Source organism: Kitasatospora sp. NPDC051705 (assembly GCF_044453265.1).
Classification (GTDB): domain Bacteria; phylum Actinomycetota; class Actinomycetes; order Streptomycetales; family Streptomycetaceae; genus Kitasatospora.
Genome location: NZ_JBITCO010000006.1, coordinates 91,771 through 116,201, shown reverse-complemented (window position 1 = coordinate 116,201; position 24,431 = coordinate 91,771). Strand labels below are relative to the sequence as shown.

General features: G+C 74.6%; 21 protein-coding genes and 1 pseudogene. 5 read left to right on the top strand and 17 right to left on the bottom strand.

Annotated elements, in window-relative coordinates:
- Positions 1-113: 113 nt before the first annotated feature.
- Positions 114-1,337 carry a benzoate/H(+) symporter BenE family transporter gene (locus tag ACIA8Q_RS10255; protein WP_360205924.1) on the bottom strand — a complete coding sequence of 408 codons (1,224 nt, stop codon included), beginning with the start codon at positions 1,335-1,337 and terminating at the stop codon, positions 114-116.
- Between the two features lie 205 nt (positions 1,338-1,542).
- On the opposite strand from ACIA8Q_RS10255, the gene ACIA8Q_RS10250 reads away from it, so the two are divergent.
- Positions 1,543-2,481, top strand: coding sequence for a hypothetical protein (locus tag ACIA8Q_RS10250; protein WP_396316981.1), 939 nt, complete (start codon positions 1,543-1,545; stop codon positions 2,479-2,481).
- Positions 2,482-2,580: 99 nt separating this feature from the next.
- Here ACIA8Q_RS10250 and ACIA8Q_RS10245 read toward each other — a convergent pair whose 3' ends face one another.
- From ACIA8Q_RS10245 to pdhA, 3 genes are read right to left on the bottom strand one after another with little or no spacing between them, the layout of a single operon-like run.
- Positions 2,581-4,014 (bottom strand): dihydrolipoamide acetyltransferase family protein, encoded by a 1,434-nt coding sequence (locus ACIA8Q_RS10245; RefSeq protein ID WP_396316980.1) that lies wholly within the window; start codon positions 4,012-4,014, stop codon positions 2,581-2,583.
- Positions 4,015-4,028: 14 nt separating this feature from the next.
- Positions 4,029-5,003, bottom strand: coding sequence for an alpha-ketoacid dehydrogenase subunit beta (locus ACIA8Q_RS10240; RefSeq protein ID WP_387900548.1), 975 nt, complete (start codon positions 5,001-5,003; stop codon positions 4,029-4,031).
- On the bottom strand, positions 5,003-6,157 hold the full coding sequence (pdhA, locus tag ACIA8Q_RS10235; protein WP_360205931.1) for a pyruvate dehydrogenase (acetyl-transferring) E1 component subunit alpha: 1,155 nt from the start codon (positions 6,155-6,157) through the stop codon (positions 5,003-5,005). Before pdhA ends, ACIA8Q_RS10240 begins: the two co-directional genes overlap by 1 nt.
- Positions 6,158-6,583: 426 nt before the next feature.
- Between pdhA and ACIA8Q_RS10230 the strand changes: the two genes are divergently transcribed.
- Both ACIA8Q_RS10230 and ACIA8Q_RS10225 read left to right on the top strand, forming a co-directional pair.
- Positions 6,584-7,243 carry a response regulator transcription factor gene (locus ACIA8Q_RS10230; RefSeq protein ID WP_360205934.1) on the top strand — a complete coding sequence of 220 codons (660 nt, stop codon included), beginning with the start codon at positions 6,584-6,586 and terminating at the stop codon, positions 7,241-7,243.
- A 126-nt stretch (positions 7,244-7,369) separates the two neighbouring features.
- Positions 7,370-8,413 (top strand): phosphotransferase enzyme family protein, encoded by a 1,044-nt coding sequence (locus tag ACIA8Q_RS10225; protein ID WP_387900764.1) that lies wholly within the window; start codon positions 7,370-7,372, stop codon positions 8,411-8,413.
- 6 nt (positions 8,414-8,419) lie between these two features.
- On the opposite strand, the gene ACIA8Q_RS10220 is transcribed toward ACIA8Q_RS10225, so the two are convergent.
- The 11 genes and pseudogenes from ACIA8Q_RS10220 to ACIA8Q_RS10170 all read right to left on the bottom strand — a co-directional run bounded on the left by ACIA8Q_RS10220 (position 8,420) and on the right by ACIA8Q_RS10170 (position 20,013).
- Positions 8,420-10,129 carry a protein kinase gene (locus ACIA8Q_RS10220; protein ID WP_360205940.1) on the bottom strand — a complete coding sequence of 570 codons (1,710 nt, stop codon included), beginning with the start codon at positions 10,127-10,129 and terminating at the stop codon, positions 8,420-8,422.
- 113 nt (positions 10,130-10,242) lie between these two features.
- The gene (locus ACIA8Q_RS10215) at positions 10,243-11,679 is read right to left on the bottom strand and encodes a protein kinase (protein ID WP_360205942.1); all 1,437 of its coding nucleotides are present in this window, start codon (positions 11,677-11,679) and stop codon (positions 10,243-10,245) included.
- A 266-nt stretch (positions 11,680-11,945) separates the two neighbouring features.
- Positions 11,946-12,557: a bacterial proteasome activator family protein gene (locus ACIA8Q_RS10210; protein WP_360205944.1), complete on the bottom strand. Its 612-nt coding sequence runs from the start codon at positions 12,555-12,557 to the stop codon at positions 11,946-11,948.
- A 257-nt stretch (positions 12,558-12,814) separates the two neighbouring features.
- On the bottom strand, positions 12,815-13,762 hold the full coding sequence (locus ACIA8Q_RS10205; protein ID WP_360205947.1) for a hypothetical protein: 948 nt from the start codon (positions 13,760-13,762) through the stop codon (positions 12,815-12,817).
- A gap of 125 nt (positions 13,763-13,887) precedes the next feature.
- Positions 13,888-14,865 (bottom strand): NAD(P)H-quinone oxidoreductase, encoded by a 978-nt coding sequence (locus ACIA8Q_RS10200; protein WP_360205950.1) that lies wholly within the window; start codon positions 14,863-14,865, stop codon positions 13,888-13,890.
- 88 nt (positions 14,866-14,953) lie between these two features.
- Positions 14,954-16,000 carry a potassium channel family protein gene (locus ACIA8Q_RS10195; RefSeq protein ID WP_360205952.1) on the bottom strand — a complete coding sequence of 349 codons (1,047 nt, stop codon included), beginning with the start codon at positions 15,998-16,000 and terminating at the stop codon, positions 14,954-14,956.
- A gap of 22 nt (positions 16,001-16,022) precedes the next feature.
- Positions 16,023-17,237, bottom strand: coding sequence for a molybdopterin molybdotransferase MoeA (locus ACIA8Q_RS10190; RefSeq protein ID WP_360205954.1), 1,215 nt, complete (start codon positions 17,235-17,237; stop codon positions 16,023-16,025).
- A 23-nt stretch (positions 17,238-17,260) separates the two neighbouring features.
- Positions 17,261-17,518, bottom strand: a pseudogene (locus tag ACIA8Q_RS10185) (DUF6457 domain-containing protein); the annotation flags it as partial.
- A gap of 160 nt (positions 17,519-17,678) precedes the next feature.
- Entirely contained in the window at positions 17,679-18,260 is a 582-nt protein-coding gene (locus ACIA8Q_RS10180) for a molybdenum cofactor guanylyltransferase (RefSeq protein ID WP_396316979.1), read from the bottom strand.
- A 30-nt stretch (positions 18,261-18,290) separates the two neighbouring features.
- Positions 18,291-19,247: an MBL fold metallo-hydrolase gene (locus ACIA8Q_RS10175; RefSeq protein ID WP_360205957.1), complete on the bottom strand. Its 957-nt coding sequence runs from the start codon at positions 19,245-19,247 to the stop codon at positions 18,291-18,293.
- Between the two features lie 130 nt (positions 19,248-19,377).
- Entirely contained in the window at positions 19,378-20,013 is a 636-nt protein-coding gene (locus ACIA8Q_RS10170; protein WP_360205959.1) for an NAD(P)H-dependent oxidoreductase, read from the bottom strand.
- A gap of 107 nt (positions 20,014-20,120) precedes the next feature.
- Between ACIA8Q_RS10170 and ACIA8Q_RS10165 the strand changes: the two genes are divergently transcribed.
- The gene (locus ACIA8Q_RS10165; RefSeq protein ID WP_360205962.1) at positions 20,121-20,516 is read left to right on the top strand and encodes a helix-turn-helix domain-containing protein; all 396 of its coding nucleotides are present in this window, start codon (positions 20,121-20,123) and stop codon (positions 20,514-20,516) included.
- 105 nt (positions 20,517-20,621) lie between these two features.
- On the opposite strand, the gene ACIA8Q_RS10160 is transcribed toward ACIA8Q_RS10165, so the two are convergent.
- Complete coding sequence (locus ACIA8Q_RS10160; protein WP_360205965.1) at positions 20,622-21,386, bottom strand: polyprenol monophosphomannose synthase; 765 nt, start codon at positions 21,384-21,386, stop codon at positions 20,622-20,624.
- Between the two features lie 324 nt (positions 21,387-21,710).
- On the opposite strand from ACIA8Q_RS10160, the gene manA reads away from it, so the two are divergent.
- The gene (gene manA, locus ACIA8Q_RS10155; protein WP_360205968.1) at positions 21,711-22,910 is read left to right on the top strand and encodes a mannose-6-phosphate isomerase, class I; all 1,200 of its coding nucleotides are present in this window, start codon (positions 21,711-21,713) and stop codon (positions 22,908-22,910) included.
- A gap of 75 nt (positions 22,911-22,985) precedes the next feature.
- Here manA and ACIA8Q_RS10150 read toward each other — a convergent pair whose 3' ends face one another.
- The gene (locus ACIA8Q_RS10150) at positions 22,986-24,395 is read right to left on the bottom strand and encodes an acyltransferase (protein ID WP_360205970.1); all 1,410 of its coding nucleotides are present in this window, start codon (positions 24,393-24,395) and stop codon (positions 22,986-22,988) included.
- Positions 24,396-24,431: the final 36 nt, after the last annotated feature.

Sequence of the window (24,431 nt, the reverse complement as noted above, 5' to 3'; positions counted from 1 at the left end):
CCGAATGACCCACACCAGGCCAGTCATTCCAATGAATCGGATCCCTTCACGCCACGGTCCTACCGCGCCCCCTCAGCACCCCTCCCGAACCGCCTCCCGGTCAGTCCCTGCGGTCAGTCCCTGCGGAGGTCCAGCACCACGTGGGTGCCGAGCCCGAACAGCAGCCCCCAGAAGGCCGAGCCGATCCCGAACAGGCTCATCCCCGAGGCGCTCGCCAGGAAGGTCACCACCGCGGCGTCCCGCCCCCGCTCGTCCGCCACCGCCGCCGCCAGACTGCCCTGCAGCGAGGCCAGCAGGGCGACCCCGGCGACCACCGCGACCAGCTCCTTCGGCAGACCGGTGAACAGGCTCACCAGCACCCCGCCGAAGCTGCCCACCAGGACGTACAGCACGCCCGCGGACATCCCCGCGACGTAACGGCGGCGCGGATCCGGGTGGCTCTCCGGGCCGGCGCAGATCGCCGCCGTGATCGCCGCCAGGTTGACCCCCGGCGAGCCGAACGGCGCCAGCAGCAGCGAGACCGCTCCGGTCGACCCGATCAGCAGCCGGTCGTCCGGACGGTAGCCGAAGGCCCGCAGCACGCCGAGGCCGGGCGCGTTCTGCGAGGCCAGCGCCACGATCGTGAGCGGCAGCGCCACCCCCACCACGGCCGACCAGGAGAACTCCGGCACGGTGAGCACCGGCCGGGTCGGCCCGCCCGAGCCCGGGTGCAGCGGCAGTCCGACGGTCAGCGCCGCCAGCACCCCGCCCACCACCAGCGCCACCGGGACGGCGTACCGCGGGGCCAGCCGCTTGGCCAGCAGGAAGGCCGCGAAGCTGCCCACCACCAGCACCGGGGCGCCGTGCACGGCGCCGAAGACCCCGGCGCCGAAGGAGAACAGGATGCCCGCCAGCATCGCGTTGACGATGCCGACCGGCACCGCCGCGATCAGCCGGCCGAACCAGCCGGTCACCCCGAACAGCGTCACCACCGCGGCGCTCACCAGGAAGGCCCCGACCGCCTCCCGGTACGGGTAAGCGCCCAGGCCGGTCACCAGCAGCGCGGCGCCGGGGGTGGACCAGGCGGTGATCACCGGCGTCCTGGTCCACCAGCTCAGCAGGAGGCCGCTCAGCCCGCTGCCGATGGACACCGCCCAGATCCAGGAGGCCGTGTGCGCCGGGTCCAGCCGCCCGGCGGCGGCGGCCGCGAGCACCACGACCAGCGGGCCGGAGAACGAGACCGCGACGCAGACCAACCCCGCCAGCAGTGCCGGCCCCGACGCGTCCCGCCGCAGCGACCGCCGCTCCCCGCCCCCGGCCGGCACCGTTTCCGGTCCGACCGTCAGTTCATCCGTCATCCCGGAAGTATCCCGAACACCCCGTCGAGAACCTCCGGAAAAAACTTCGGAACCCACCTGCAACCCCCGGCGGGGATGCACGTCCATACAGATGAAGGCACGGAGAGCGAGACCGGCGGAGCCCGGGGGGCGCTTCCGCTCGCGAGCAGCGGAGCCGGTCGTCTTCACCACACACGTCGGATTCATGACCCTGGGGAGTCACGTCATGCGTATGCCCGTTATCAACCGATTCGCGAAGAACGACCTCGCGCTCTCCGGCCGCCGCGTCGCCGTCCTCGCCGCCACCGCGGCCGTCCTCGCGGGCGGCGTCCAGGTGCTCGCCGTGGACACCGCCTGGGCCGCCTCGCCCGCCGCCGCCCCGACCGCGGCGACGGCGCCCGCCGCCGCCCACACCGGGCATCTCCGGGCCGGGCTCCACATGACGCCGTCGCTGAGCATCACCGCCGGCGGCCCGAAGGTCGAGATCCCCGTCGCGGTCGTCAACTTCACCGGGGCGCCGTACCAGGACGTGAAGGCCTCCGTCAGTCTCCGCGGCATCGTGGGGGCCGCGCCCGTGGGCCTGGGCGACGACTACCTCACCATCGAGGCGCACACCCCGCAGGGCGGCTGGCAGAAGCTGGCCCTCGGCAGCTCCTCGGACGGGTGGACCGGCGCCGTGACCCCGTACGGCGAGACCTTGCAGGACGGTCGGGCCGCCCACTTCACCTTCCGGATCGGCCTGTCGGCCAAGGCTGCGTCGAAGGCCTCCCACGTCCAGGTCTCCATCGACGGCGACGGCGACGGCCAGAGCGCCGACGGCGTCCTCAAGGACATGGCCGTCTCCCCCGCGCCCGCCCCGAAGTCCCCGTCCAAGCCCGCGCCCACCAAGCCCGCACCCGCACGGCCCGCCGCCGACCGGACCCCGGCCGCGCCCGCCGCGCCCGCCGCCGACCGGACCCCGGCCGCGCCCGCCGCGCCCGCCACCAAGGCCCCGGCGGCCACCCCGACCGCCGCCCCCGCGACCAGTGCCCCGGCCGGCACCCCCGAGCTCGCCCAGACCGGCTCCGGCCCCGCCGACACCTTCCTCGCCGCCTCCGCCGCCGCGCTCCTCGCCCTCGGCTCCGGCGTCCTGATCGCCGTCCGTCGACTCCGTCCCCAGCGCTAGTCGACGAACGGGCACGGCGAAGGGGTCCTCGCTCCACACGGCGGTGTGGAGCGAGGACCCCTTCGTCCATTCCTCCGGATGTCGCGCGCTACGCGCCCGTCAGCCCCAGGTGATCAGGCGCTTCGGGCGCTCCAGCAGGGCGGCCACGTCGGCCAGCACCTTGGAGCCGAGCTCCCCGTCCACCAGGCGGTGGTCGAAGGAGAGCGCGAGCGTGGTCACCTGACGCGGGACCACCTTGCCCTTGTGCACCCACGGCATCTCCCGGATGGTGCCGACCGCGAGGATCGCGGCCTCTCCCGGGTTGATGATCGGGGTGCCGGTGTCGACGCCGAAGACGCCGACGTTGGTGATGGTGACCGTCCCGCCCTGCATGTCGGCCGGCGAGGTCTTGCCCTGGCGGGCGGTGTCGACCAGCTCGCCGAGTGCGACGGCGAGGCCCGAGAGGGTCTTCGACCCGGCGTCCTTGATGTTGGGGACGATCAGGCCGCGCGGGGTGGCCGCGGCGATGCCGAGGTTCACCTGGCCCTTGATGACGATCTCCTGGGCCGCCTCGTCCCACTGGGCGTTGATCTCGGGGTGGCGCTTGATCGCGGTGAGCAGCGCCCTCGCGACCAGCAGCAGCGGGCTGACCCGGACGTCCCGGCCCAGCTCGCCGCTCTCCTTGAGGCGGCGGACGAACTTCATCGTGCGGGTCACGTCGACCTGGACGAACTCGGTGACGTGCGGGGCGGTGAAGGCCGAGGCCACCATCGCCTGCGCGGTCGCCTTGCGGACGCCGCGGATCGGCACCCGGACGTCACCCGTGGTGGTGACGGGCACCGGGACGGCGGGCGTCTCTGCTGCCTCGACGACGGCGGGCGCCGCGGCCGGGGCGGCCTGCACGGCGGCCTGCGCCGACGCGTGGGCGTGCACGTCCTCGCGGGTGATCACGCCGTCCGGGCCGGTCGGGACGACCGCGCGCAGGTCGATGCCGAGGTCCTTGGCGAGCTTGCGGACCGGGGGCTTGGCCAACGGCCGCTCGCCGGCGGCCGGTTCGGCCACCACGGGCGTGACCGGAGCCACCGGCACGACCGGCGCGACCGGTGCGGGCGCGACCGGGGTGGCGGTCACCGTGGTCGTGGTGGTCCGCCGGGCGCGGCGCTGGGCGGTGCCGGTGCGCGGGCCGTAGCCGACCAGCACCTCGCGCCGCTCCGGCTCGGCCGGCTCCGCCGCGGGCGCGGCCGGCGCGGGCACGGCTGCGGCGGGCGCGGCGGCCGGGGCCGCGGCGTCGGGCGCCCCGGCGACCGCGACCGAGATGATCACGGTGCCGACGTCGACGGTGGCGCCCTCGGGGAAGAAGAGCTGCTCGACGACCCCGTTGAACGGGATCGGCAGCTCCACCGCCGCCTTGGCGGTCTCCACCTCGCAGACGACCTGCCCGTCGGTGACGGTGTCACCGGGCTTGACGTACCAGCTGAGGATCTCGGCCTCGGTGAGGCCCTCGCCCACGTCGGGCATCTTGAACTCGCGGAGCGAGCGAACTTCGGTGGTCATCTTCGCTCCCCGGCTCAGAACGCGAACGCGCGGTCGACGGCGTCCAGCACGCGGTCCAGGTCGGGCAGGAACGCCTCCTCGACCCGGGACGGCGGGTACGGCGCGTGGTAGCCGCCGACCCGCAGGACGGGGGCCTCCAGGTGGTAGAAGCACCGCTCGGTGAGCCGGGCGGCCAGCTCGGCGCCCATGCCCATGAAGACCGGCGCCTCGTGCACCACGACGGCGCGACCGGTGCGCTTGACCGACTCCTCCAGGGTGGCGAAGTCCACCGGGGAGAGCGAGCGCAGGTCGATGACCTCCAGGCGGCGGCCGTCCTCCTCGGCGGCCGCGGCGGCCTCCAAGCAGACCTTGACCATGGGGCCGTAGGCGAGCAGCGTGGCGTCGGTGCCGGGGCGGACGATCCGGGCCTCGTGCAGGCCCAGGTCGGCGGCGGCGCCGACCTCGCCCTTGTCCCAGTAGCGCCGCTTGGGCTCCAGGAAGACGACCGGGTCGTCGGAGGCGATGGCCTGCCGCAGCATCCAGTGGGCGTCGTGCGCGCTGGACGGGCTGACCACGCGCAGGCCGGCGGTGTGCGCGAAGTACGCCTCGTGGGACTCGCTGTGGTGCTCGACCGCGCCGATGCCACCCGCGTAGGGGATGCGGACGGTGACCGGCAGCTTGACGTGGCCGAGCGCGCGGGCGTGCATCTTGGCCAGCTGCGAGACGATCTGGTCGAAGGCCGGGTAGACGAAGCCGTCGAACTGGATCTCCACCACCGGGCGGTAGCCGCGCAGGGCCAGGCCGATCGCGGTGCCGACGATGCCGGACTCGGCGAGCGGGGTGTCGATCACCCGGCCCTCGCCGAAGTCCTTCTGCAGGCCGTCGGTGATCCGGAAGACGCCGCCGAGCTTGCCGATGTCCTCGCCCATCAGGACGGTCTTCGGGTCGCTCTCCAGCGACTTGCGCAGGGCGTCGTTGAGCGCCTTGGCGATGCTGAGCTGACCGGCCATCAGAGGTTCTCCCCCGCCTCGAAGGAGGCCGCGTACTCGGCGTACTCGGCCCGTTCCTCATCGACCAGCGCGTGCGGCTCGCTGTACACGTGGTCGAAGATCAGGGTCGGGTCCGGGTCCGGCATGCTGCGCACGCCCTCGCGCACCCGCAGCCCCAGCTGCTCGCTCTCGGCGTCGACCGCGGCGAAGAAGTCCTCGTCGGCGAGGCCCTCCTTCTCCAGCAGCGCGCGGAGCCGGGCGATCGGGTCCTTGGCCTTCCAGGCCTCGGTCTCCTCGCTGGGCCGGTAGCGGGTGGGGTCGTCGGAGGTGGTGTGCGCGCCCATGCGGTAGGTGAACGCCTCGATCAGCACCGGGCCGTTGCCGCTGCGGGCGTGGTCGAGGGCCCAGCGGGTGACGGCCAGGCAGGCCAGCACGTCGTTGCCGTCGACCCGGACGCCGGGGAAGCCGAAGCCGGAGGCGCGGCGGTACAGCGGGATCTTCGTCTGGGTGGTGGTGGGCTCGGAGATCGCCCACTGGTTGTTCTGGCAGAAGAACACCACGGGGGCGTTGTAGACCGAGGCGAAGGTGAAGGCCTCGTTGACGTCGCCCTGGCTGGAGGCGCCGTCGCCGAAGTACGCGATGACCGCGTCGTCGGCGCCGTCCTTGCTGATGCCCATCGCGTAACCGGTGGCGTGCAGGGCCTGCGCGCCGATCACGATGGTGTACAGGTGGAAGTTCTTCTCGTTCGGGTCCCAGCCGCCGTGGTTCACGCCGCGGAACATGCCGAGCAGGTTGAGCGGGTCGACGTCGCGGCACCAGGCGACACCGTGCTCGCGGTAGGTGGGGAAGGCGTAGTCGCCGGTGCGCATGGCGCGACCGGAGCCGACCTGGGCGGCCTCCTGACCGAGCAGCGAGGCCCACAGGCCGAGCTCGCCCTGGCGCTGGAGCGAGGTGGCCTCGCCGTCGAACCGGCGCACCAGCACCAGGTCGCGGTAGAGGGCGCGCAGCTCCTCCGGGGTGGTGGTGAGCGGGTAGTCCGGGTGCTCGACCCGCTCGCCTTCCGGGGTGAGCAGCTGTACGAGCTCCGGCTGGGCGTCCGTCCCCGTGGCGCGGGAGGTGTCAGGGACGCCGGGGGCCGCCTTCTTGCGAGCCCTCGCCGTGCTTTTGACGGTCACGTTCACTCCTCGGTCTGTCCGGCCGCCCGGGGTCGCCGGTGACCGGTCCGGTCACCGCCTCGCGGGGCGCGCGTGGGTGTGCGCACCTACTGCGGGGCAGGTGGTGATCCTGTTCCGACGGCGTCCCTCACGAGAACGTTACCCAGCGTCCGCCCTTGGCGCGCTTGCGCTAGGACGTCCTACTTGTTCGGGGCCTACGACCCCGGGGGTGCCGCGTGCAGCGCGCCGTCGGAAGGGTGGGGGTGACGGACGGCGTGACGCAGCTCTCAATTCGGGCGCCTTCAGGACACCAGCGCACGTTATCCGGGCGGGAGCTCCTGCGTAAGGGGGTTCTCGGTATCGGTTTTGGACCGCTCTGGCCGGATCGCGTCAGTGTGCAGGTAAAGACGATAGGTCTTTCCTACGGTGATATGGGAGGCTTTGGGCGTGAGCGATAACGGACAAATCAGGGTATTCCTTCTCGACGATCACGAGGTCGTCCGGCGGGGCGTGCACGATCTGCTCTCGGTCGAGGACGACATCGAGGTGGTCGGCGAGGCCGGCACCGCCGCCGAGGCGATCACCCGGATCCCCGCGGTCCACCCGGACGTGGCCGTGCTCGACGTCCGGCTGCCGGACGGCAACGGCGTCGAGGTCTGCCGCGAGGTCCGGTCCCGGCTGCCGGAGATCAAGTGCCTGATGCTGACCTCGTTCTCCGACGACGAGGCGCTCTTCGACTCGATCATGGCGGGCGCCTCCGGCTACGTCCTGAAGGCGATCCGCGGCACCGACCTGATCACCGCCGTCCGGGACGTCGCGGCCGGCCGGTCGCTGCTCGACCCGGTCGCCACCAGCAGGGTGCTGGCCCGGCTGCGGGACGGCGGCGAGAAGGAGGACGAACGGCTGGCCCAGCTGACCAAGCAGGAGCGCCGGATCCTCGATCTGATCGGCGAGGGGATGACCAACCGTCAGATCGGCAACGAGTTGCACCTGGCCGAGAAGACGGTGAAGAACTACGTCTCCAGTCTGCTCGCCAAGATGGGCATGGAGCGGCGCACCCAGGCGGCGGCCTTCGTGGCACGGCACCAGGCGGACCAGCAGCACTGATCGGGGCGTTTGCACAGACCTGACGGTTTGTCAAGGGCCCCCGCCAGGGGGCCATACCCTCTGGCTGTGACTTTCAGCCAGACCCTCGCCTGTCCACCGGCCCGCCCCGACCTCTCCGCTCCGCCGATGGGGACGCTCAGTCCACCCGTCCCGCGCGCCGTGCTCACCGAGGTCCTGAGCCGCTACCCGGTGGGCCTGCCGCTGACCGCGGAGCCGGTCGCCGAGGGCCTGCTGAACCGCGGCTACCGGGTCACCACCGAGGCCGGCACGTACTTCCTGAAGTGCTACGTCGACGCCGCCACCGCCAACCGGCCGAGGATCGTCGCCCACCACCGCGCGATGGCGGGGCTACAGGCCCTCGGACTGCCCGTGGCACCCCCGCTGAGCTGCACCGGACGGACCGGCACGGTGGCGGGCCACGACGGCCGGCTGTTCGCGCTGTTCCCGTGGGTGGATGGCCGACACCGGCACGGTACCGACCTCTCCCTGCCGCAGTGCGACGCCCTCGGCGCGCTGCTCGGCCGGCTGCACGGCGCGCTCGACGACGTGTGCGCCCCCCTCGAACCGCCCGCCGGCTACCGCAGCGCGGACGCCGTCGACAGCGCCGACCTCGCCCGCGAACTGCGGCGCCTCGCCCGTGACCACCGCCCGCACGGCGATCTGGACGCGCTGGTCGAGCGGCGGCTCTCCGAACGGCTGGAACTGCTCGCCGAGCACGCCCACCGCCGCCCCGGCCCCCTGGCCGCCCCGCCCACCGGCTGGACCCACGGCGACTTCCACGGGCTCAACCTGCTGTACGGCGGGGGCCTCCCGGACGACGGCCCCGTCGCGGCCGTCCTGGACTGGGACAAGCTCAGCCCGCAGCCGCGCGCCGAGGAGGCCGTCCGCGCCGCCACCCTGCTCTTCAACGACCGGGCGTCCGGCGCCCTCGACCTGGTCCGGGTCCGCCACTACTCACAGGCCTACCGGGCCACCGGGGCCGCCACCGCCGAGCACCTCGCCGCCGCCGCCCACCGGGTCTGGTGGGAGCGGCTGAACGACTTCTGGATGCTGCAGTGGCGGTACCAGCGGGCCGACCACCGGGCCGACCCGCTCTACCCCGCCTCGGCGGGCCAGCTGGCGTGGTGGTGCCAGGAGTACGAGCAGGTCCTGGACGCCTTCGCGAACTGAACGCCGTCAGTTGCCGCCCACCGCGCCGGCCGTGCCCGACGGCGCGGGCACCGTGACGGGCGGCTTCGACGGCTGGGTCGGCACCGGCTGCGAGGTCGGCGAGCTGCCACCGCCGCCCGTGCTCGACGCGCTGGGCGCCGTGGTGGGCGTGCCCGTCCCGGTCGGGGTGCCGGTCGCCGTGTGCGACGGGGTCGTGCTCGGCGTCGTGGTCGGCGAGTGCCGGCCCGAAGTCGGCGCCGGCGACATGTTGTTGCCGCCGTTGTTGCCACCGCTGTAGTTGCCGTTGTCGGTCGGCTGCTGCGGGCGCCGGGTGCCGGTGTTGGTGGCCGGCGGGGTCTGGACGCCGCTCTGGGTCGGCGTACCGGGCTCGGTGGTGCTGGTCATCGGGGCGGGCACGGTCTGCGAGGGCGGCGTCTTCACGTCGCCGCCGCCACTGCCGCTGAGCGCGAACGCGATGCCGACCCCGGAGGCGACCAGGACGGCCGCGATCCCGGCCACCCAGGCCCACGGACCGCGCCGACGGGGGTGGTCGTCCTCGTCACCGCCGTCGCCGTGACCGCCGCCGTACGGGCCGCCGGCCCCCTGGTAGGGCCCGGACGGGGTGTGCGGGCCGCCCGGCGCCCGGTGCATCACCGAGGTCTGGTCCCCCGGGCCGACCGCGCCGAAGGCCGCGGTGGCCGCGGTCTGGTCCGGCCGGATCACCTGGGTGGCACCGGTGTTGCCCTGCCCGGCGGCGGCCAGCCCGGCCGCCGCGCCGGCCCAGCCGGCCCCGGCCGCGCCGTGCATCTCGCGCAGTGCGTGCTGGACGTGCGCGCGGAACTCGTCGGCGTCCTGGAAGCGGTCGTCCGGGTTCTTGGCCAGCGAGCGCAGCACCAGCTGGTCGAGCCCGGCCGGCACCCGGCCGTTGGCGTGCGAGGGCGGCACCGGCATGTCCTGGACGTGCTGGTAGACCACCGACAGCGGGGTGTCGCCGGTGAACGGCGGGCGCAGCGTCAGCAGTTCGTAGAGCATGCAGCCGGCCGCGTACAGGTCGGACCGGTGGTCGACCGGCTTGCCGAGGGCCTGCTCCGGCGACAGGTACTGCGGGGTGCCCATGACCATGCCGGTCTGGGTCATCGTGCTGGCGGTGCCGGTCAGCGCCCGGGCGATGCCGAAGTCCATCACCTTGACCGCGCCCGCGGTCGTGATGATGACGTTGGCGGGCTTGATGTCGCGGTGGACGATGCCGTGCCGGTGGCTGTAGGCGAGCGCCTCCAGCACCCCGGCGATGATGATCAGCGCCTGGTCGACGGGCGGCTCCTGCTCGTCCATCAGCAGCTCGCGGACCGTCCGGCCCTCGACCAGCTCCATCACGATGTACGGCGTGGACTCGTCCCCGACGTACTCCTCGCCGGTGTCGTAGACCGCGACGATCGAGTGGTGGTTGAGCGCGGCGACGGCGTGTGCCTCGCGGGTGAAGCGCAGCCGGGCGATGTCGTCCTGGGCCAGCTCGCCGCGGAGCAGCTTGACCGCCACGGTCCGGCCCAGCCGGACGTCCTCGGCGGCGAACACCTCGGCCATGCCGCCGCGGCCGAGCCGGTGGGTCAGCCGGTAGCGGCCGTCACCGACCGTACCCAGCGGGGCGGCGGTGCCGCGCCCGGGGGTCTGGGCACCGGGCGCCCCGATGACCGGCGGGTAGGCACCCTCGTCGTCGTCCGGATGCTGCGTCTGTGCCATCGCTCCTCGCCCCGGGCGTTCGCTCGGATCGCGGTGCCCTGTCGCTTACGTATTCCCCGAACGCTACCGCTTCCCGAGCGGGCCCGTAGCACGCCCGAACCGGCCGCAAAGCGTCAGAGCAGGCCATTCCGGTCGGCCGGGGAGTCCACCACCAGCACCGCCGCGGGACGCGCCCCGGTGGTGTGGCCGGTCTTGGCCTTCTGCTTGTCCTGGGCCTTGTTGACCACGATCGCGATGATGATGCCGGCCAGCACGAGCACGCCGATGATGATCCCGACCACCACGACGGCGGTCGAGCAGCCGCCGCCGCTGGGCGCCTTCGGCTGCTGGTACGGCGGCATCGGCTGCGGGGGCGGGGTGTGCGCCGGCTGCGGCCCGCCCTGCCGGAGGTACTGCGGGTGCGGGGTGTGGGCCTGCGGGCGCGGCTGCTGGAAGGCCGGCGGCGGGGTCTGGTACTGCGGCTGCTGCGGGAAGGGGTGCGGGGTCTGCGGCGCCTGCGGGTGCGGCTGCTGGAAGGCCGGCGGCGGCGTCTGGTACTGCGGCTGCTGGCCCTGCAGGTACTGCGGGTGGGGCGTCTGCGGGGCCTGCGGCGCGGCGTGCACCGAGCGCGGGCCCTCGTTGATCACCAGCGGGGTGCTGGCCTGCAGCGGGTGCCCGCTGCCGCCGCCCTTGGCGGCCGCGATCAGCCGCTCCGCCTCGTCGCGCATCGCCGCCGCGCTCTGGAACCGGTGGGCCGGGTCCTTGCGCAGCGCCTGGGCGACGAAGGCGTCCACCGCCGGCGTGACCGACCGGTTGAGGGTGGACGGCGCGGGCGGCTCCTCCTGGACGTGCTTGTAGGCGATCGAGAACGCCGAGTCGCCGTCGAAGACCAGCTGGCCGGTGAGCATCTCGAAGAGCATCACGCCGACCGAGTAGAGGTCGGAGCGGGCGTCCACCGGCTTGCCGAGGGCCTGCTCGGGCGACAGGTACTGCGGGGTGCCGACCACCATGCCGGTCTGCGTCATCGACGTGACGCCCGATTCCAGCGCCCGGGCGATGCCGAAGTCCATGACCTTGACGTTGCCCTTGCGGTCGAACATGACGTTGCCGGGCTTGATGTCGCGGTGCACGAGCGACATGTCGTGCGAGGCCTCCAGCGCGTTCAGCACGCCGACGATGACCCGCAGGGCCTCCTCGGTCGGCATCGCGCCGTACTGGGCGACCGCCTCGTTGATCGCCTCGCGCAGGCCCTTGCCGTCGATCAGCTGCATGACGATGTACGGCGTGCTGGAGCCGTCGGGCGCGACGTCCTCGCCGCTGTCGTACACCGTGACGATGTTCGGGTGCTCCAGCCGGGCCACCGCCTGGGCCTCGCGGCGGAACCGCTCCTTGAACGAGTCGTCCCGGCCGAGCTCGCTGTGCATGCTCTTCAGCGCGACCTGCCGGTCCAGCACGCTGTCGTAGGCGAGGTGCACGGACGCCATGCCGCCCTCGCCCAGCAGCCGCTGGAGGACGTAGCGGCCGTTGCCCAGGGAGAAGCCCTCGACCGCCGCGTTCCCGTGCTCGCTCATGGTCCTCTGCTCCCCCTCGGCGCGGCCGTGGCGCCGCGACCGTGACGTTCGGTCTCGTCCGTGCGTGGTGGCCCGGCCCGCTGGCCCGGCGAACCCCTGCCGCGGCGGTCCGACCGGCCTGCGGCAGGGGCCAGGGTATCGGCTCCCGCCGACGGTGATCGGTCCAGGGCCGGTCCTGGACCCGGGCCGCCGGCACCGTCCGGCGGTGCCTCGGCCCGGGGCGGATCGTCGTGGTACGTCCGGTTCCGGCGTGTCCTACGGGTGTCCTACAGGTACGGGCCGGAACGGATGCCTCGGCCCTGGCCCGGCTCGTCCTCGTCCGCGTCGCCGCCGTGCAGGCCGGGCGGGAGGGCCCGGCGCATCTGCTCCAGCTGGGCCCGCGCCGCCATCTGCTGGGCGAACAGCGCGGTCTGGATGCCGTGGAACAGCCCCTCCAGCCAGCCGACCAGCTGGGCCTGGGCGATCCGCAGCTCGGCCTCGGTCGGGATGCTGTCCTCGGTGAACGGCAGCGACAGCCGCTCCAGCTCGGCCACCAGCTCGGGGGCCAGGCCGAGCTCCAGCTCCTTGATCGAGCTGGCGTGGATGTCCTTCAGCCGGGCCCGGCTGGCCTCGTCGAGGGGCGCCGCCCGGACCTCCTCGAGCAGCTGCTTGATCATGCTGCCGATCCGCATGACCTTGGCGGGCTGCTCGACCATCTCGGTCACCGGGAGCTCGCGCGGGAGCTCCCCCTCGTCGTCGTCCCCCGCCGGCCCGGCGAACCCCTGGCCCACCGGCAGCCCGTCCGGTCCGACGATCAGCACCTTCTGGCCGTCGTGCGACTGCCCGCCGGCCGCCTGGAAGGGCTGCTGCGACGAGCGCTCGTTCATCGGATTCGTCATGAACAACATTCTCTCTCACTGGGGTTGGTCGGGCGGAAGCCCCCGTGCGCCCGCCGACCCGAGCCACCGCTGACGACGGTACGCCCCCGGGCGCCGCGCCGGAATCCGTACGGGTACTCAGTTCCGGCCCCGGCCGGACCGCGCCCCGCTCGGCCCCGCGGCCCTCCCGGCCCGCCCGGTCCGTCCGCGGGCGGCCGGCCGGCCGTCGACACGGACCCCTCACCGAACCTCCCCCGCCCCCGGCGGTCGGCGCGGTCTCAGCCCTTCCGCAGCCGCACACCGATCAGCGCCAGCCCGCAGCCGATCAGGCCCAGGCCGGCGCCCAGCGGCAGTTGCACCGTGGAGGCGTCCCGCCAGCGGGCGGGCAGGACGGCGGGGGCGGCGAGGCTCTGGCCGCTCGCGGTGGTGACGGCCTGCGGGGCGGCGTCGTCGGCCGGGTCCGCCTGGTCCGGGGTGCCCGGGTCGGCCTCGGCGCGGTCCGTGCCGCCGGCCGGGGCCTGGTCCGGGGCCTGGTCCGGCGCCTGCCCGGGGGCCTGCTCGGCCGGCTGTTCGGCGGCCTGGCCGGGAGCCTGGTCCGGCGCCTGTGCGGGGGCCTGCCCGGGCACCTGGCCGGGCACCTGGCCCGGGGCGGCGTCGGCACGGTCGGCGCGTTCGGGCGCCGAGGCGGGGCGGTGGCGGTGCGCCCGCGGCTCGTCGTCGGGGCGCGGCCGGGCGACCGCGTGCTGCGGCGGCGCGGCGGCCGGGACGGGTGCGGCGGCGGGCACCGCCGGGGCCGCGGCCGTCGGGCGGGTGCCGGTCGGGGCGGCGGTGCTCGGGGCGGGTGGCGCCGTGGCCTCCTGGGTCGCGGCGGTGCCCGGGTCCGTGCCGGTGGCCGGGGCGCTCGGCACGGCCGAGGGCGAGCCGGAGCGGACCGGCCCGGCGGTCGGCGCGGCCGGGCCGGTGACCTCCGCCTGCTCGGCGGGCTCGGCGGCACCGGTCGGCTCCGCCGCGTCCTCCCCCGCGGGCGAGGACGAGGACGGTGTGGTCGCCGGGACGGACGCGGGGGACGGCGCGGCGGCCGCCACGGAGGCGGCGGCCAGCGGGAGCGTGAGCCCCAGCACGGCCGCCGCGATCAGCCGGCGGGCCCGGCCCGGGTCCGCACTGCGGGTACGACGGTGGTGCGGCGCGGTGGGCAGCGGCCCGAGGGGGTGCGTTGGTGCGGCCACGGTCGGAGGTCCTTCCGACGGCCGACCGCGCGGGGCGGGGTCGGCGGCGGGACAGCTCCGGACCAGCCTCACACATTCCGACAATCAAGGCATTTCGGACACGCATCCCCCCGGCCGGGCCCGGTTCAGGCCTTGAGCACGACCTTCCCGACCTGCTCCCCCGCCTCCAGCACCCGGTGCCCCGCACCGGCCTCGCCCAGCGGCAGCACCCGGTCGACCACCGGCTTCACCACCCCGGACTCGACCAGCGGCCACACGTGCTCGCGCACCGCCGCCACGATCGCCGCCTTCTCCGCCAGCGGGCGCCCGCGCAGGTTGGTGGCGATCACCGCGGCGCGCTTGCGCAGCAGCGCGTTGAGGTCGAGTTCGCCCTTCACCCCGCCCTGCAGCCCGATGATCACCAGCCGCCCGTTGACCGCCAGCGCGTCCACGTTCCGCTGCAGGTACCTGGCGCCCATGATGTCGAGGATCACGTCGGCCCCGGCCCCGTCGGTGGCCTCCGCGAGCGCCCGGACGAAGTCCTGCTCGCGGTAGTCGATCAGGACGTCGGCGCCGAGCTCGGCGCAGCGGGCCAGCTTCGCGGCGCTGCCCGCGGTGACCGCGACCCGGGCCCCGACCGCCTTGGCCAGCTGGATCGCCATGGTCCCGATGCCGCTCGCGCCGCCGTGCAGCAGCACCGTCTCGCCGGGCCGCAGGTGGGCGGTGAGGAACACGTTGGACCACACCGTGCAGGCGACCTCGGGCAGCGCCGCGGCCTCCTCGAAGCCCAGGCCCGCGGGCAGCGGCAGCAGCTGCCCGCTCGGCACCGCGACCAGCTGCGCGTAGCCGCCGCCGGACAGCAGCGCGCACACCTCGTCGCCGACCGCCCAGCCCGACACCCCCGGGCCCAGCGCGACGATCCGCCCGGCGCACTCCAGCCCGGGGTAGGGCGAGGCGCCGGGCGGCGGGTTGTAGTGGCCCTGCCGCTGGAGCAGATCGGCACGGTTGACGGCGGTGGCCGCCACCTCGACCAGGACCTCGCCCTCGCCGGGCACCGGGTCGGGCACCTCGGCCCACACCAGTGCCTCGGGGCCGCCGGGTACGGGAATCGTCATCGCATGCATGCCCCGAACCTACTGCGCGTCAGGGCGCTTCCGGCGGACGGGCCCCCGGGCCCGGCACGCCGCTCACCCGCCGGTGCGGCGGGGCCGGTCAGCCGGCCGGCCGGATGACGATCACCCGGTCGGTGAGCTGGAGCACGGCCGCCTCGGGCTCGGTGTAGTTGAGCACCCGGCGGCCGCGGACCACCGCGACCACCAGGTCCTCGCACTCGCGCGGACCGTGCCCGGCCTCGGCCCGGGTGACGGGGCGCTCGACCACGTCCAGGCCGTTGCCGTAGGTCAGGAGGTCCTCCATCACCTCGCCGGCGTGCGGGCTGAGCATCGACATGCCGAGCAGCCGGCCGGCCGAGCTGGAGCTGGTCACCACGACGTCCGCTCCGCTCTGCCTCAGCAGCGGGGCGTTCTCGTCCTCCCGGACGGCCGCGACCACGGTGGCGGCCTTGTTCAGCTGGCGCGCCGTCAGGGTGACCAGGACGGCGGTGTCGTCCCGTTCGGGCGCGATCACCACCCGGGCGGCGGCGGGCAGCGCGGCGCGCAGCAGCGTGTCGGTGCGGGTGGCGTCGCCGACCACGCCGACCAGCCCGTGCTGGGCGGCCTGGTCGATCACCTTGCGCTGCGGGTCGACGACGACGATCTCCTCCTTCTTCACCCCCTGTCCGAGCAGGGTGTCGACGGCGCTGCGGCCCTTGGTGCCGTAGCCGATGACGACGGTGTGCTCGCGCACGGTGGACCTCCAGCGGTTCAACCGCCACTGCTGGCGGGTGCGTTCGGTGAGCACCTCCAGCGTGGTGCCGACCAGGATGATCAGGAACAGCACGCGCAGCGGGGTGATCACGAAGATGTTGGTGAGCCGGGCGCCGTCACTGAACGGGGTGATGTCGCCGTACCCGGTGGTGGAGAGCGTCACGGTGGCGTAGTAGGCCGCGTCGAGGAAGCTGACGCCGCCGCCCGCGTTGTCGTTGTAGCCGCCGCGGTCGACGTAGACGATCAGCGTGGTGGCGACCAGTACGGCGAACGCCACCAGCAGCCGGGAGCCGACCTGGCGGACGGCCGGGGCGGCCCGCCGGGCGGGCAGCACGATCCCGGCGTCCGCCCAGGGCTCGGTGCCCGGCGTCGGCTCCCTGCGCCGCCCCTTCATCCGCTGACCCCGTCCTGTCCGCTCACGGCCCCTCCAGTAGTTCGACGGGGTCGCCGGCCGCCGCACCGCCGGGCGGGACGACGGCCAGCGCGTCGGCCCGGGCGAGGCCGCGCAGCATCGCGGGCCCGTCGAAGGCCAGCGGGACGACGCCGGCGGCGGTGTGCCGGACGGGGAGCAGCCGGGTGTCCACCGGGTGCCCGGGCAGGACGACGGCGGCCGGCGCGAGGACGGGTGCACCGAGCGCCCGCCCGCTGCGGGCGTGCAGCAGCGGCAGGGCGAGGGTGACCGTCCCGGCGACGGCGGCCAGCGGGTTGCCGGGCAGCCCCACCAGGTGGCGGGTGCCGGCCGGCTCGGACCGGGGCGGGCCGGACTGGGGCAGTTCGGCCAGCAGCATCGGGTGGCCGGGGCGGACGGCGACGCCGTCCACCAGCAGCCGGGCCCCGGCCTCGGCGAGGGCGCGGTGCAGGAAGTCGACCGGGCCGGCCGCCGTCCCACCGGTGGTGACCACGACGTCGGCGGTGGAGTGCCGCAGCGCGTCCCGGAGCATCCCGTAGTCGTCGCGGACGGCTCGGACGTCGGCCACCTCGGCGCCGGCCGCCTGCAGCCAGGGCGGCAGCAGCGGCCCGAGGGCGTCCCGCACCAGGCCCGGACCGGGCACCCCCGTGGAGAGCAACTCGTCACCGAGGACGAGCAGTTCGACCACCGGGCGGCGGCGGACGGCGAGCCGGTCGTGGCCGCAGGCGGCGGCCAGGCCGAGCACGGACGGCCCGACCGGGGTGCCGCCGGGCAGCAGGGTCTCGCCGCGCCGGCACTCCTGGCCGCGCGGCCGGACGTCCTGGCCGGTGGTGAGCGGCTGGGGGCCGTGGTCGCGCAGCAGGGTGCCGTCCGTGCGGCCGTGCTCGCGGCGCAGCACCGCGGTGGCGCCCGGCGGCAGCTGGGCGCCGGTGGCGATCTCGACGGCGGCGCCGTCGGCGAGCGGGGCGACCTCGACCCGGCCGGCCAGCACCCGCCCGGCGACCCGCCAGGGGCCGGGCCCGGCGACCGCCCAGCCGTCCATCGCGGAGGTGTCGAAGGCGGGCAGGTCGGTGAGCGCGGTGAGCGGCTCGGCGAGCGTGCGGCCGAGCGTCTCGGCGAGCGGCAGTGCGACCGCCGGCAGCGGGCGGAGCCCGGCCCGACGGGCGGTCTCGCGGGCCCGGGGCCAGCTCGACGCCGCGGGGCCGGTGGACGGGGCGGCCATGGTGGGGGTCCGTTCCGCGGTGGTCACGGCTCGCCCGGCCCGGCGGCGGCGCTCCAGCGCTCGGCGAGCACGGCCGTCCGGCGGGCGGCCTCGGCCACGGCCTCCGGCCCACCGCCCTGCTGGGCGGCCGCGTAGCCGATCAGGAAGGCGGTCAGCGGCGCGGCCGGGCGGGCCACCCCGTGTGCGACCACCCTGGTCAGGTCGAGCAGTCCCCGGACGTCGACGTCCAGGTCGATGCCCAGGTCGGCCCTGACCTCGGCGATCCAGTCCTCCAGCGTGCGCTCCATGCGCCCATGCTGCCTGATCGGCGGTTACCCCGAGGTGTTCACCCCGTGTGCGACGCGCTTCGTTTCCCGCACGCCCGGGCGCACCGGCCGTGAGGAGCGACCCCGGAACGGCCCGGAAGGGGGGCTGCAGGGGGCCGGCAGGGGTCGGCGGGGGCTACGAGCGGTCGCGCTCGCGGGCCTGTGCCAGGTCCTCCCAGGTGTCGCAGTCGTGGGCGACGCCGTCGGTGTCGGCCACCCGCAGCCGGGCGAGGCCGCCGGTGAGGCGGCGCAGCGGGAGGCCGTCCGGGGCGCCGAGCCCGGCGAGCGCGGCGCGCAGCGGGCCGGTGCGGTAGGCGGCGGCGAGCGGCTGGTCGCGGCCGCCGGCGTCGACCAGCACGGCGGCGTCGACGTCCGGTCCGGCCCGGTCGAGGGCGGCGACCAGCCGGTCGACGGTCCGCCGGTCGAGGAAGGGCAGGTCGGCGGCGAGCAGCAGGACGGTCGGCGCGGTGACCAGGTCGAGCCCGGCGGCGACGGCTGAGACCGGGCCGCCTCCGGGCGGCCGTTCCCTGGTCCAGCGGACGCCGTCGCGGGCGGTCGGCCGGGCGGGGCCGACCACGACGGTGGTGCGGGCCCCCGTGCAGGCGGCGAGGACCCGGTCGAGCAGGGTGGTCCCGCCCACGGTCAGGCCGGGCTTGTCGGCGCCGCCGAGGCGCCGGGCGGCGCCGCCCGCCGGGACGATCACGTCGTACGGCGTCATGCGGCCAGTATCCGCCCCCGGGGCCGGGTCCTACCGGGCCCGGTCCTCGCCCGGATCCTCCCCGGGCTCCTCCCCCGACGGCCCCTCCTCCGCCTCCGCCGACGTGCGCGCGGTGTTGGCGGCGGCGCCCAGCTCCAGGATGACCGGCAGGGTCAGCTCCCCGTACCGGGCGTTCATCGCGGTGACCAGCGCCTCCGGGTCGTCCGGGTGCTCGGCCAGCAGCCGGTCGAAGTCCTGCAGGTACTCGCCGGTGAAGGCGAGCACCCGGGCGGCGTCGTCGCCCCGGTCGGGGGCGCGGTGGCCGGCGATGACCCGGTCGGCACCGAGGTCGGCGATCCGGCCGAGGTTGTGGCCCCAGGTGGTCCGCTGGGCGGGGGTGGTGTCGGAGGTCCAGACGTGGGTGCCGTTGTAGACGAAGTCCCCGGCGATGACGGTCCGGATGCTCGGCACGTGGACGACGGTCGAGTCGCCGCAGTCGGCCTGGCCGAGCAGCAGCACCGGGATGACCTGGCGGTCGAGCATCAGCGGCTGGGGCAGCAGCGGGGCGGGGATCAGCGGGCGGTCCGGGATGTCGTCGCCGTAGACCGGCTTCCACTGGGCGACCTTGGCGGCCGCGGTGCGCCGGATGCCGTCCACCACGGCGGGCGCCGCGAGCAGCCGGGCGTCGGGGAAGAGCTTCAGCACCTCCTCGGCGCCGAAGTAGTGGTCGGGGTGCTGGTGGGTGACGACGATGGCGAGCAGCCGGCGGCCCTTGCCGGCGACCCATTCGGCGAGTTCGCGGCCGGCGCTGCGGGTGAGCTGGGCGTCGACCAGGATCGCGGTGTGCTCGCCGACGATCAGCGTGGAGGTGGCGAAGAAGGCCGTCTCGGGGCCGGTGAAGACGGCGACCTCCAGCGGCGGGGTGGGCCGCTGGCCGTCCGGGCCGCCGGCGGCTCCGGCGTCCGTGCGGTCCGCGCCGGGGCCCTCCTCGGGCGGGGACGACGTCACTGGCTGCTCCCTCTGTTCTGCGGTCGGGTTTCCTGCGCCCTACAGCATGGGAGCACGGGCACCCGATTGCGCGGAAGGCGCGCCCGTCGGGGCGCGCCTTCCGGCACCGGTCACCCGGGGCGGCCCGGGCTCAGGCGGCCAGCCCCTTGGCCCGGCGGGCGGCCTCCTCCAGGGCCCGCGCCTTGGACTCGGCGGCCTGCGGGATGAAGTCGGCGAGTGCGGGGACGCTCGGCGCGAGGGTGAACTCGGGGACGATGAAGTCGACCTCCAGCCCGAGCATGCCGGTCAGCACCTTCTCCAGGTAGGTGGTGACGAACTCGTACGGCTCGCGCGGGGCGCCGGGGGCGTAGGAGCCGCCGCGGGCGGCGACGACGGTCACCGGGGTGCCCTTGGCGGAGGGGTTCTCGCCGGCGGTGCGGCCGACCAGGATCACCTGGTCCAGCCAGGCCTTGAGGCTGGACGGGATCGTGAAGTTGTACATCGGGCTGCCGATGAGCACGGCGTCGGCCTGCTCCAGTTCGGTCATCAGCTGCTCGCGCAGGGCGAAGGCGGCGGCCTGCTCGGCGCTGCGGCCCTCGGCCGGGACGAAGCCGGCGACGATGCCGTGCGCGTCCAGGTGCGGGATGTCCTCGACGGCGAGGTCGCGGTAGACGACGGTGCCCCCGGGGTGCTCGGCCTCCCAGGCGGCCCGGAAGGCGGCGGTGACCTCGCGGGAGACGGATCCGTCGACGACGGCCGAGGAGTCGATGTGCAGGAGCGTGGGCATGGTGGGGCCTCCATAGAATTAGCAGCTGCTCTTTCCCCTGCAGCTGCAACTACCGTAGCAGCTTACTTTTCTGCAGTCACTAGCGAAGGGTCCGGTACGCTGGTGGCATGTCCGACCACGAGCTAGCGACCGACCGGCTCCAGGCCCCTCCCGGAGTGCCCACGGGGCACTGCGCGGCCGCCTCCCCCGCCCTGACCAGGGTCTTCGGACTGCTCGGCAAGCGCTGGACGGGCATCGTGGTCGCCGTGCTCAGCCACGGGCCGGCCTACTTCTCCGAGCTGCGGCGCACCATCCCCGGCATCAGCGAACGGATGCTCTCCGACCGGCTCACCGAACTCGCCGAGGCCGGGCTGGTCCTGCGCGAGGTCGACGCCGGACCGCCGCTGCGGGTCAGCTACCGGCTCACCGAGGCCGGCGTCGCGCTGAAGCCCGCGCTCACCGAACTCGCCCTCTGGGCCGACCGCCACCTGCCCGAGAGCGCCCTGCACCCGGGCGGCTGCTGAGGCGTGTCCGGTTCCCGCCGGGGCCGCACGTGCGCGAAAACGCCCGGGGCCCGTCCGTCGGGAAGACGGACGGGCCCCGGGCGTGAACGTGGGGGCGGGGCCGGGTCAGCGCCCGGCGCCGCCGCGCAGCCGGGCCAGCCGGTCGGAGAGACCCCAGGAGGTCACCCGCCACAGCGCCTCGACCACGATGCTGCGGCTCATCTTGGACGCACCGAGCTCGCGCTCGACGAAGGTGATCGGCACCTCGGCCACCTTGAAGCCGGCCTTCACCGTGCGCCAGGCCAGGTCGACCTGGAAGCAGTACCCGGCCGAGGCCACCTCGTCCATGCCCAGGCCCAGCAGGGTCTCCTTGCGGAAGGCCCGGTAGCCGCCGGTGACGTCCCGGATCGGCACGCCCAGCATCAGCCGCGAGTAGGTCGAGCCGCCGCGGGAGAGCAGCAGCCGCGACTTCGGCCAGTTCACCACCCGGCCGCCGGGCACCCAGCGCGAGCCCAGGACCAGATCGGCGCCGCGCAGCGCGGCCAGCAGCCGGTCGAGCTCCTCGGGCTGGTGGGAGCCGTCCGCGTCCATCTCCACCAGGACGTCGTAGTCGTGGTCGATGCCCCAGCGGAAGCCCGCGAGGTAGGCGGCGCCCAGGCCCTCCTTGCCCTTGCGGTGCATCACGTGCACGTGCGGGTCCTCGGCGGCCAGCTTGTCGGCCAGCTCGCCGGTGCCGTCCGGGCTGTTGTCGTCGGCGACCAGCACGTGGGCCTCGGGCACCGCGGCCCGGACCCGGCCGACGATCCGCTCGACGTTCTCCGCCTCGTTGTAGGTCGGAATGATCACCAGGACCCTGCCGAGATCAGCAAAACTCTGCTGGTTCACGGTCACGTACAAACCTCTCGGCCGATGACGGGGAGTGTCAGAACACCGTCGCCCGCACTCTGGAACGCGGCTCCACCGGCAGCCCGCCTGCGGGATGACCACGGTGGAGACTGCTGCGGGGCGGAGACTACTGCGTCCTGGCATCCTACTACCGCGCCCGGGAACCGCCGGTCCGGCCGCGGCACTCCCCACGGTCGCCCACCGTTTCCCCGTCGGCGACACCGGTCCGCTAGGGTCGATGCCCTGCCTGTGCCCGGACCCCCGCATCGCCGGGCCCGCACCCGGTGATCCGGCACACCCGCCACCCAGCGAAGGAGTAGGACCGCGCGCATGGACAGGCTCGTCAACACCGTCCGCCCGTACGCCTGGGGCTCCCCGACCGCCCTGCCCGAGTTGCTCGGGCAGGAGCCGACCGGCGAACCGCAGGCCGAGCTGTGGATGGGCGCCCACCCCGGCGACCCGTCCCGCGCCGACCGGGGCGACGGGCCCCGCCGGCTGGACGAGCTGATCGCGGCCGACCCGGAGGGCGAGCTCGGCGCCGCGGCCGTCGCCCGGTTCGGCCCGACCCTGCCGTTCCTGTTCAAGGTCCTCGCCGCGGGCACCGCGCTGTCCATCCAGGCCCACCCCACGCTCGACCAGGCCCGCGCCGGCTTCGCCGCCGAGAACGCCCTCGGCATCCCGCTGGACGCCCCCGAGCGGAGCTACCGCGACGCCAACCACAAGCCCGAAATGGTCTGCGCGCTGGGCGAGTTCGAGGGCCTCTGCGGCTTCCGCCGGCCGGCCGAGGCGGCCCGGGTGCTGGCCGGGCTCGCGGTGCCCGGACTCGACCCGCTGATCGGCCTACTGGCCGCCGAGGACGAGACCGAGGCGCTGCGCACCACCCTGGCCGCCATCCTCACCATGGACGGCCCGGCGGCCGGGCGGACCGTCCGGGAGACCGCCGAGGTGCTGGCGGAGCGCGACGGCCTCGACCCGGACGGCGTCTACGCTCCGTACGCCCGGATCGCCAAGGACTTCCCCGCCGACCGCGGCCTCATCGCGGCGCTGCTGCTCAACCACGTCCGGCTGCGGGCCGGGGAGGCCCTCTACCTGGGCGCCGGCGTGCCGCACGCCTACCTGTCCGGCGTCTGCGTCGAGCTGCAGGCCAACTCCGACAACGTGCTGCGGGCCGGCCTCACCCCCAAGCACGTCGACCTGCCGGAGCTGCTGAAGGTCGTGGTCTTCGAGGCCGGCGCGCCCGACGTCCTGCACCCCGCCCCGGTCGAGGGCACCCCGGGCGAGGAGCTGTACCCCGTCCCGATCGACGAGTTCCGGCTCTCCCGCTTCACCCTGGACGGCCGGGAGCGCGAGATCGACGGCCGCACCCCGCAGATCCTGCTCTGCACGGCCGGCACCGCCCGACTCACCTCGGCCGACGGCACCACCCTGGACCTGGCCCGCGGCCAGTCGGCCTTCCTCCCGGCCACCGGCGCCCCGACCCGACTCGCCGGCACCGGCACCACGCTCTTCCGCGCCACCGTCACCGTCTGACGGCGTCCGGCGCCGCACGCCGAAGGGCTCCCCTCCCGAGCGGGAGGGGAGCCCTTCGCGCGTCCGTCCGGACGGTCAGCCGACCCGTTGCCCCGGGCCCCCGGCGCCGACCTCGGCCGGCACCGGCTCCTCGGGGCGGGCCACCGCGCCCGTGGCGGGCGCGGCCGTCACGGGGGCCGTCAGCGGGTCGCCGGAGGGCCAACGGCGTTCGACCGCCTTGCTCGCCCTGCGGCCGAGCTTCTGCACGGGCAGCTCGACCAGCTTGTACATCACCCAGCTCACCAGCATGATCACGGCGAGGTACTCGACGGTCCAGATGAGCTTGCCGCCGGTCGTCGGGGGCACCTTGGGCACGTCCAGCAGGTGGTGGAGGGTGTGCAGCACCGGGACGTGCAGCAGGTAGAGCGAGAAGCTGATCCCGCCGAGCCAGGTCAGCGGCTTCGGGAAGCGGCGCTTGCGCAGCGCGAAGCCGATCCCGAAGCTGATCCAGGCCCCGAGGTAGGAGCCGACCCAGGCGCGCGGACCGGCCGTCCAGGTGTTGTTCTCCATGCCGCTGTGGTTGAAGAAGAAGCCGATCGCCACGCCCGCGGCGATCACGAAGCCGCAGCAGAGCACGGCCTGCATGCGGTCGATCTGGCCCCGCTCGGCCCGGTAGATCACGGTGCCGGCGAACATCGTCGCGAAGATCATCAGGGTCTCGAACATCGGCGCCCGGCTGTTGTTGTACATCAGCACGAAGGCCAGCACGCCGAGCGTGATCGCCCCGATCCGGGTCAGGTTCGCCCGGCCGCTCAGCACGCACGCGAAGGCGAAGAGCACGATCAGCACCACGCCCCAGACCAGGTTGTGGGTCGAGGCGGCGTCGACGGTCATCGTGTGGGACGCGATGGAGGTGCCGAAGATCAGCGCCACGGCGGCGAAGGCCACCGCGATCGGGCCGCTGCGGCGGTGCTGACCGATCGCGAAGAGCGCGGTGACCATGTAGTAGAACGCCATCTCGTAGCTCAGCGTCCACATGACGCCCAGGCCGTTCCAGACGCCCATGAAGTCCTGCAGCATGGTCGCGTTGGCGGCCACCGCCACGTAGTTGTGGCCGGTCGCGAAGAGTGCGACGGAACCGTCACCCTTCGGGATGATGGCCAGCGCCACCACGATGCCGACGATCACCGGCGGCCAGAGGCGGAAGAACCGGCCGAGCCAGAACGCCCGCACGTCCCCCCGGCGCTCCAGCGAGGCCGGGATGATGTAGCCGCTGACCAGGAAGAACAGCATGACGCCGTACAGGCCCAGGTCCCCGTGCCACCAGATGAAGGCGGCCAGCCGGTCCGGCAGCAGCTTCAGGACGTCGAAGTGGTGCAGGGCGACCACGAGGGCGGCCACGCCGCGGAGCGCGTCGAGCCAGCCCAGCCTGGCGGCTGCCCCGCCGGCCTGGGCCTTCGCGCTTCCCCCGGCCCGGCGGGCGGACAGCTGTCGTATCGTCTTCACGGCAGGGACAGTAGTCCATCGCGCCACACCCCTGTC

Excerpts from the sequence above, each read along its gene's own strand:
- ACIA8Q_RS10255 (WP_360205924.1), bottom strand. The coding sequence starts at position 1,337 with ATGACGGATGAACTGACGGTCGGACCGGAAACGGTGCCGGCCGGGGGC.
- ACIA8Q_RS10250 (WP_396316981.1), top strand. The coding sequence starts at position 1,543 with ATGCGTATGCCCGTTATCAACCGATTCGCGAAGAACGACCTCGCGCTC.
- ACIA8Q_RS10245 (WP_396316980.1), bottom strand. The coding sequence starts at position 4,014 with ATGACCACCGAAGTTCGCTCGCTCCGCGAGTTCAAGATGCCCGACGTG.
- ACIA8Q_RS10240 (WP_387900548.1), bottom strand. The coding sequence starts at position 5,003 with ATGGCCGGTCAGCTCAGCATCGCCAAGGCGCTCAACGACGCCCTGCGC.
- ACIA8Q_RS10225 (WP_387900764.1), top strand. The coding sequence starts at position 7,370 with ATGGGGACGCTCAGTCCACCCGTCCCGCGCGCCGTGCTCACCGAGGTC.
- ACIA8Q_RS10220 (WP_360205940.1), bottom strand. The coding sequence starts at position 10,129 with ATGGCACAGACGCAGCATCCGGACGACGACGAGGGTGCCTACCCGCCG.
- ACIA8Q_RS10215 (WP_360205942.1), bottom strand. The coding sequence starts at position 11,679 with ATGAGCGAGCACGGGAACGCGGCGGTCGAGGGCTTCTCCCTGGGCAAC.
- ACIA8Q_RS10210 (WP_360205944.1), bottom strand. The coding sequence starts at position 12,557 with ATGACGAATCCGATGAACGAGCGCTCGTCGCAGCAGCCCTTCCAGGCG.
- ACIA8Q_RS10200 (WP_360205950.1), bottom strand. The coding sequence starts at position 14,865 with ATGCATGCGATGACGATTCCCGTACCCGGCGGCCCCGAGGCACTGGTG.
- ACIA8Q_RS10195 (WP_360205952.1), bottom strand. The coding sequence starts at position 16,000 with ATGAAGGGGCGGCGCAGGGAGCCGACGCCGGGCACCGAGCCCTGGGCG.
- ACIA8Q_RS10190 (WP_360205954.1), bottom strand. The coding sequence starts at position 17,237 with ATGGCCGCCCCGTCCACCGGCCCCGCGGCGTCGAGCTGGCCCCGGGCC.
- ACIA8Q_RS10180 (WP_396316979.1), bottom strand. The coding sequence starts at position 18,260 with ATGACGCCGTACGACGTGATCGTCCCGGCGGGCGGCGCCGCCCGGCGC.
- ACIA8Q_RS10170 (WP_360205959.1), bottom strand. The coding sequence starts at position 20,013 with ATGCCCACGCTCCTGCACATCGACTCCTCGGCCGTCGTCGACGGATCC.
- ACIA8Q_RS10165 (WP_360205962.1), top strand. The coding sequence starts at position 20,121 with ATGTCCGACCACGAGCTAGCGACCGACCGGCTCCAGGCCCCTCCCGGA.
- manA (WP_360205968.1), top strand. The coding sequence starts at position 21,711 with ATGGACAGGCTCGTCAACACCGTCCGCCCGTACGCCTGGGGCTCCCCG.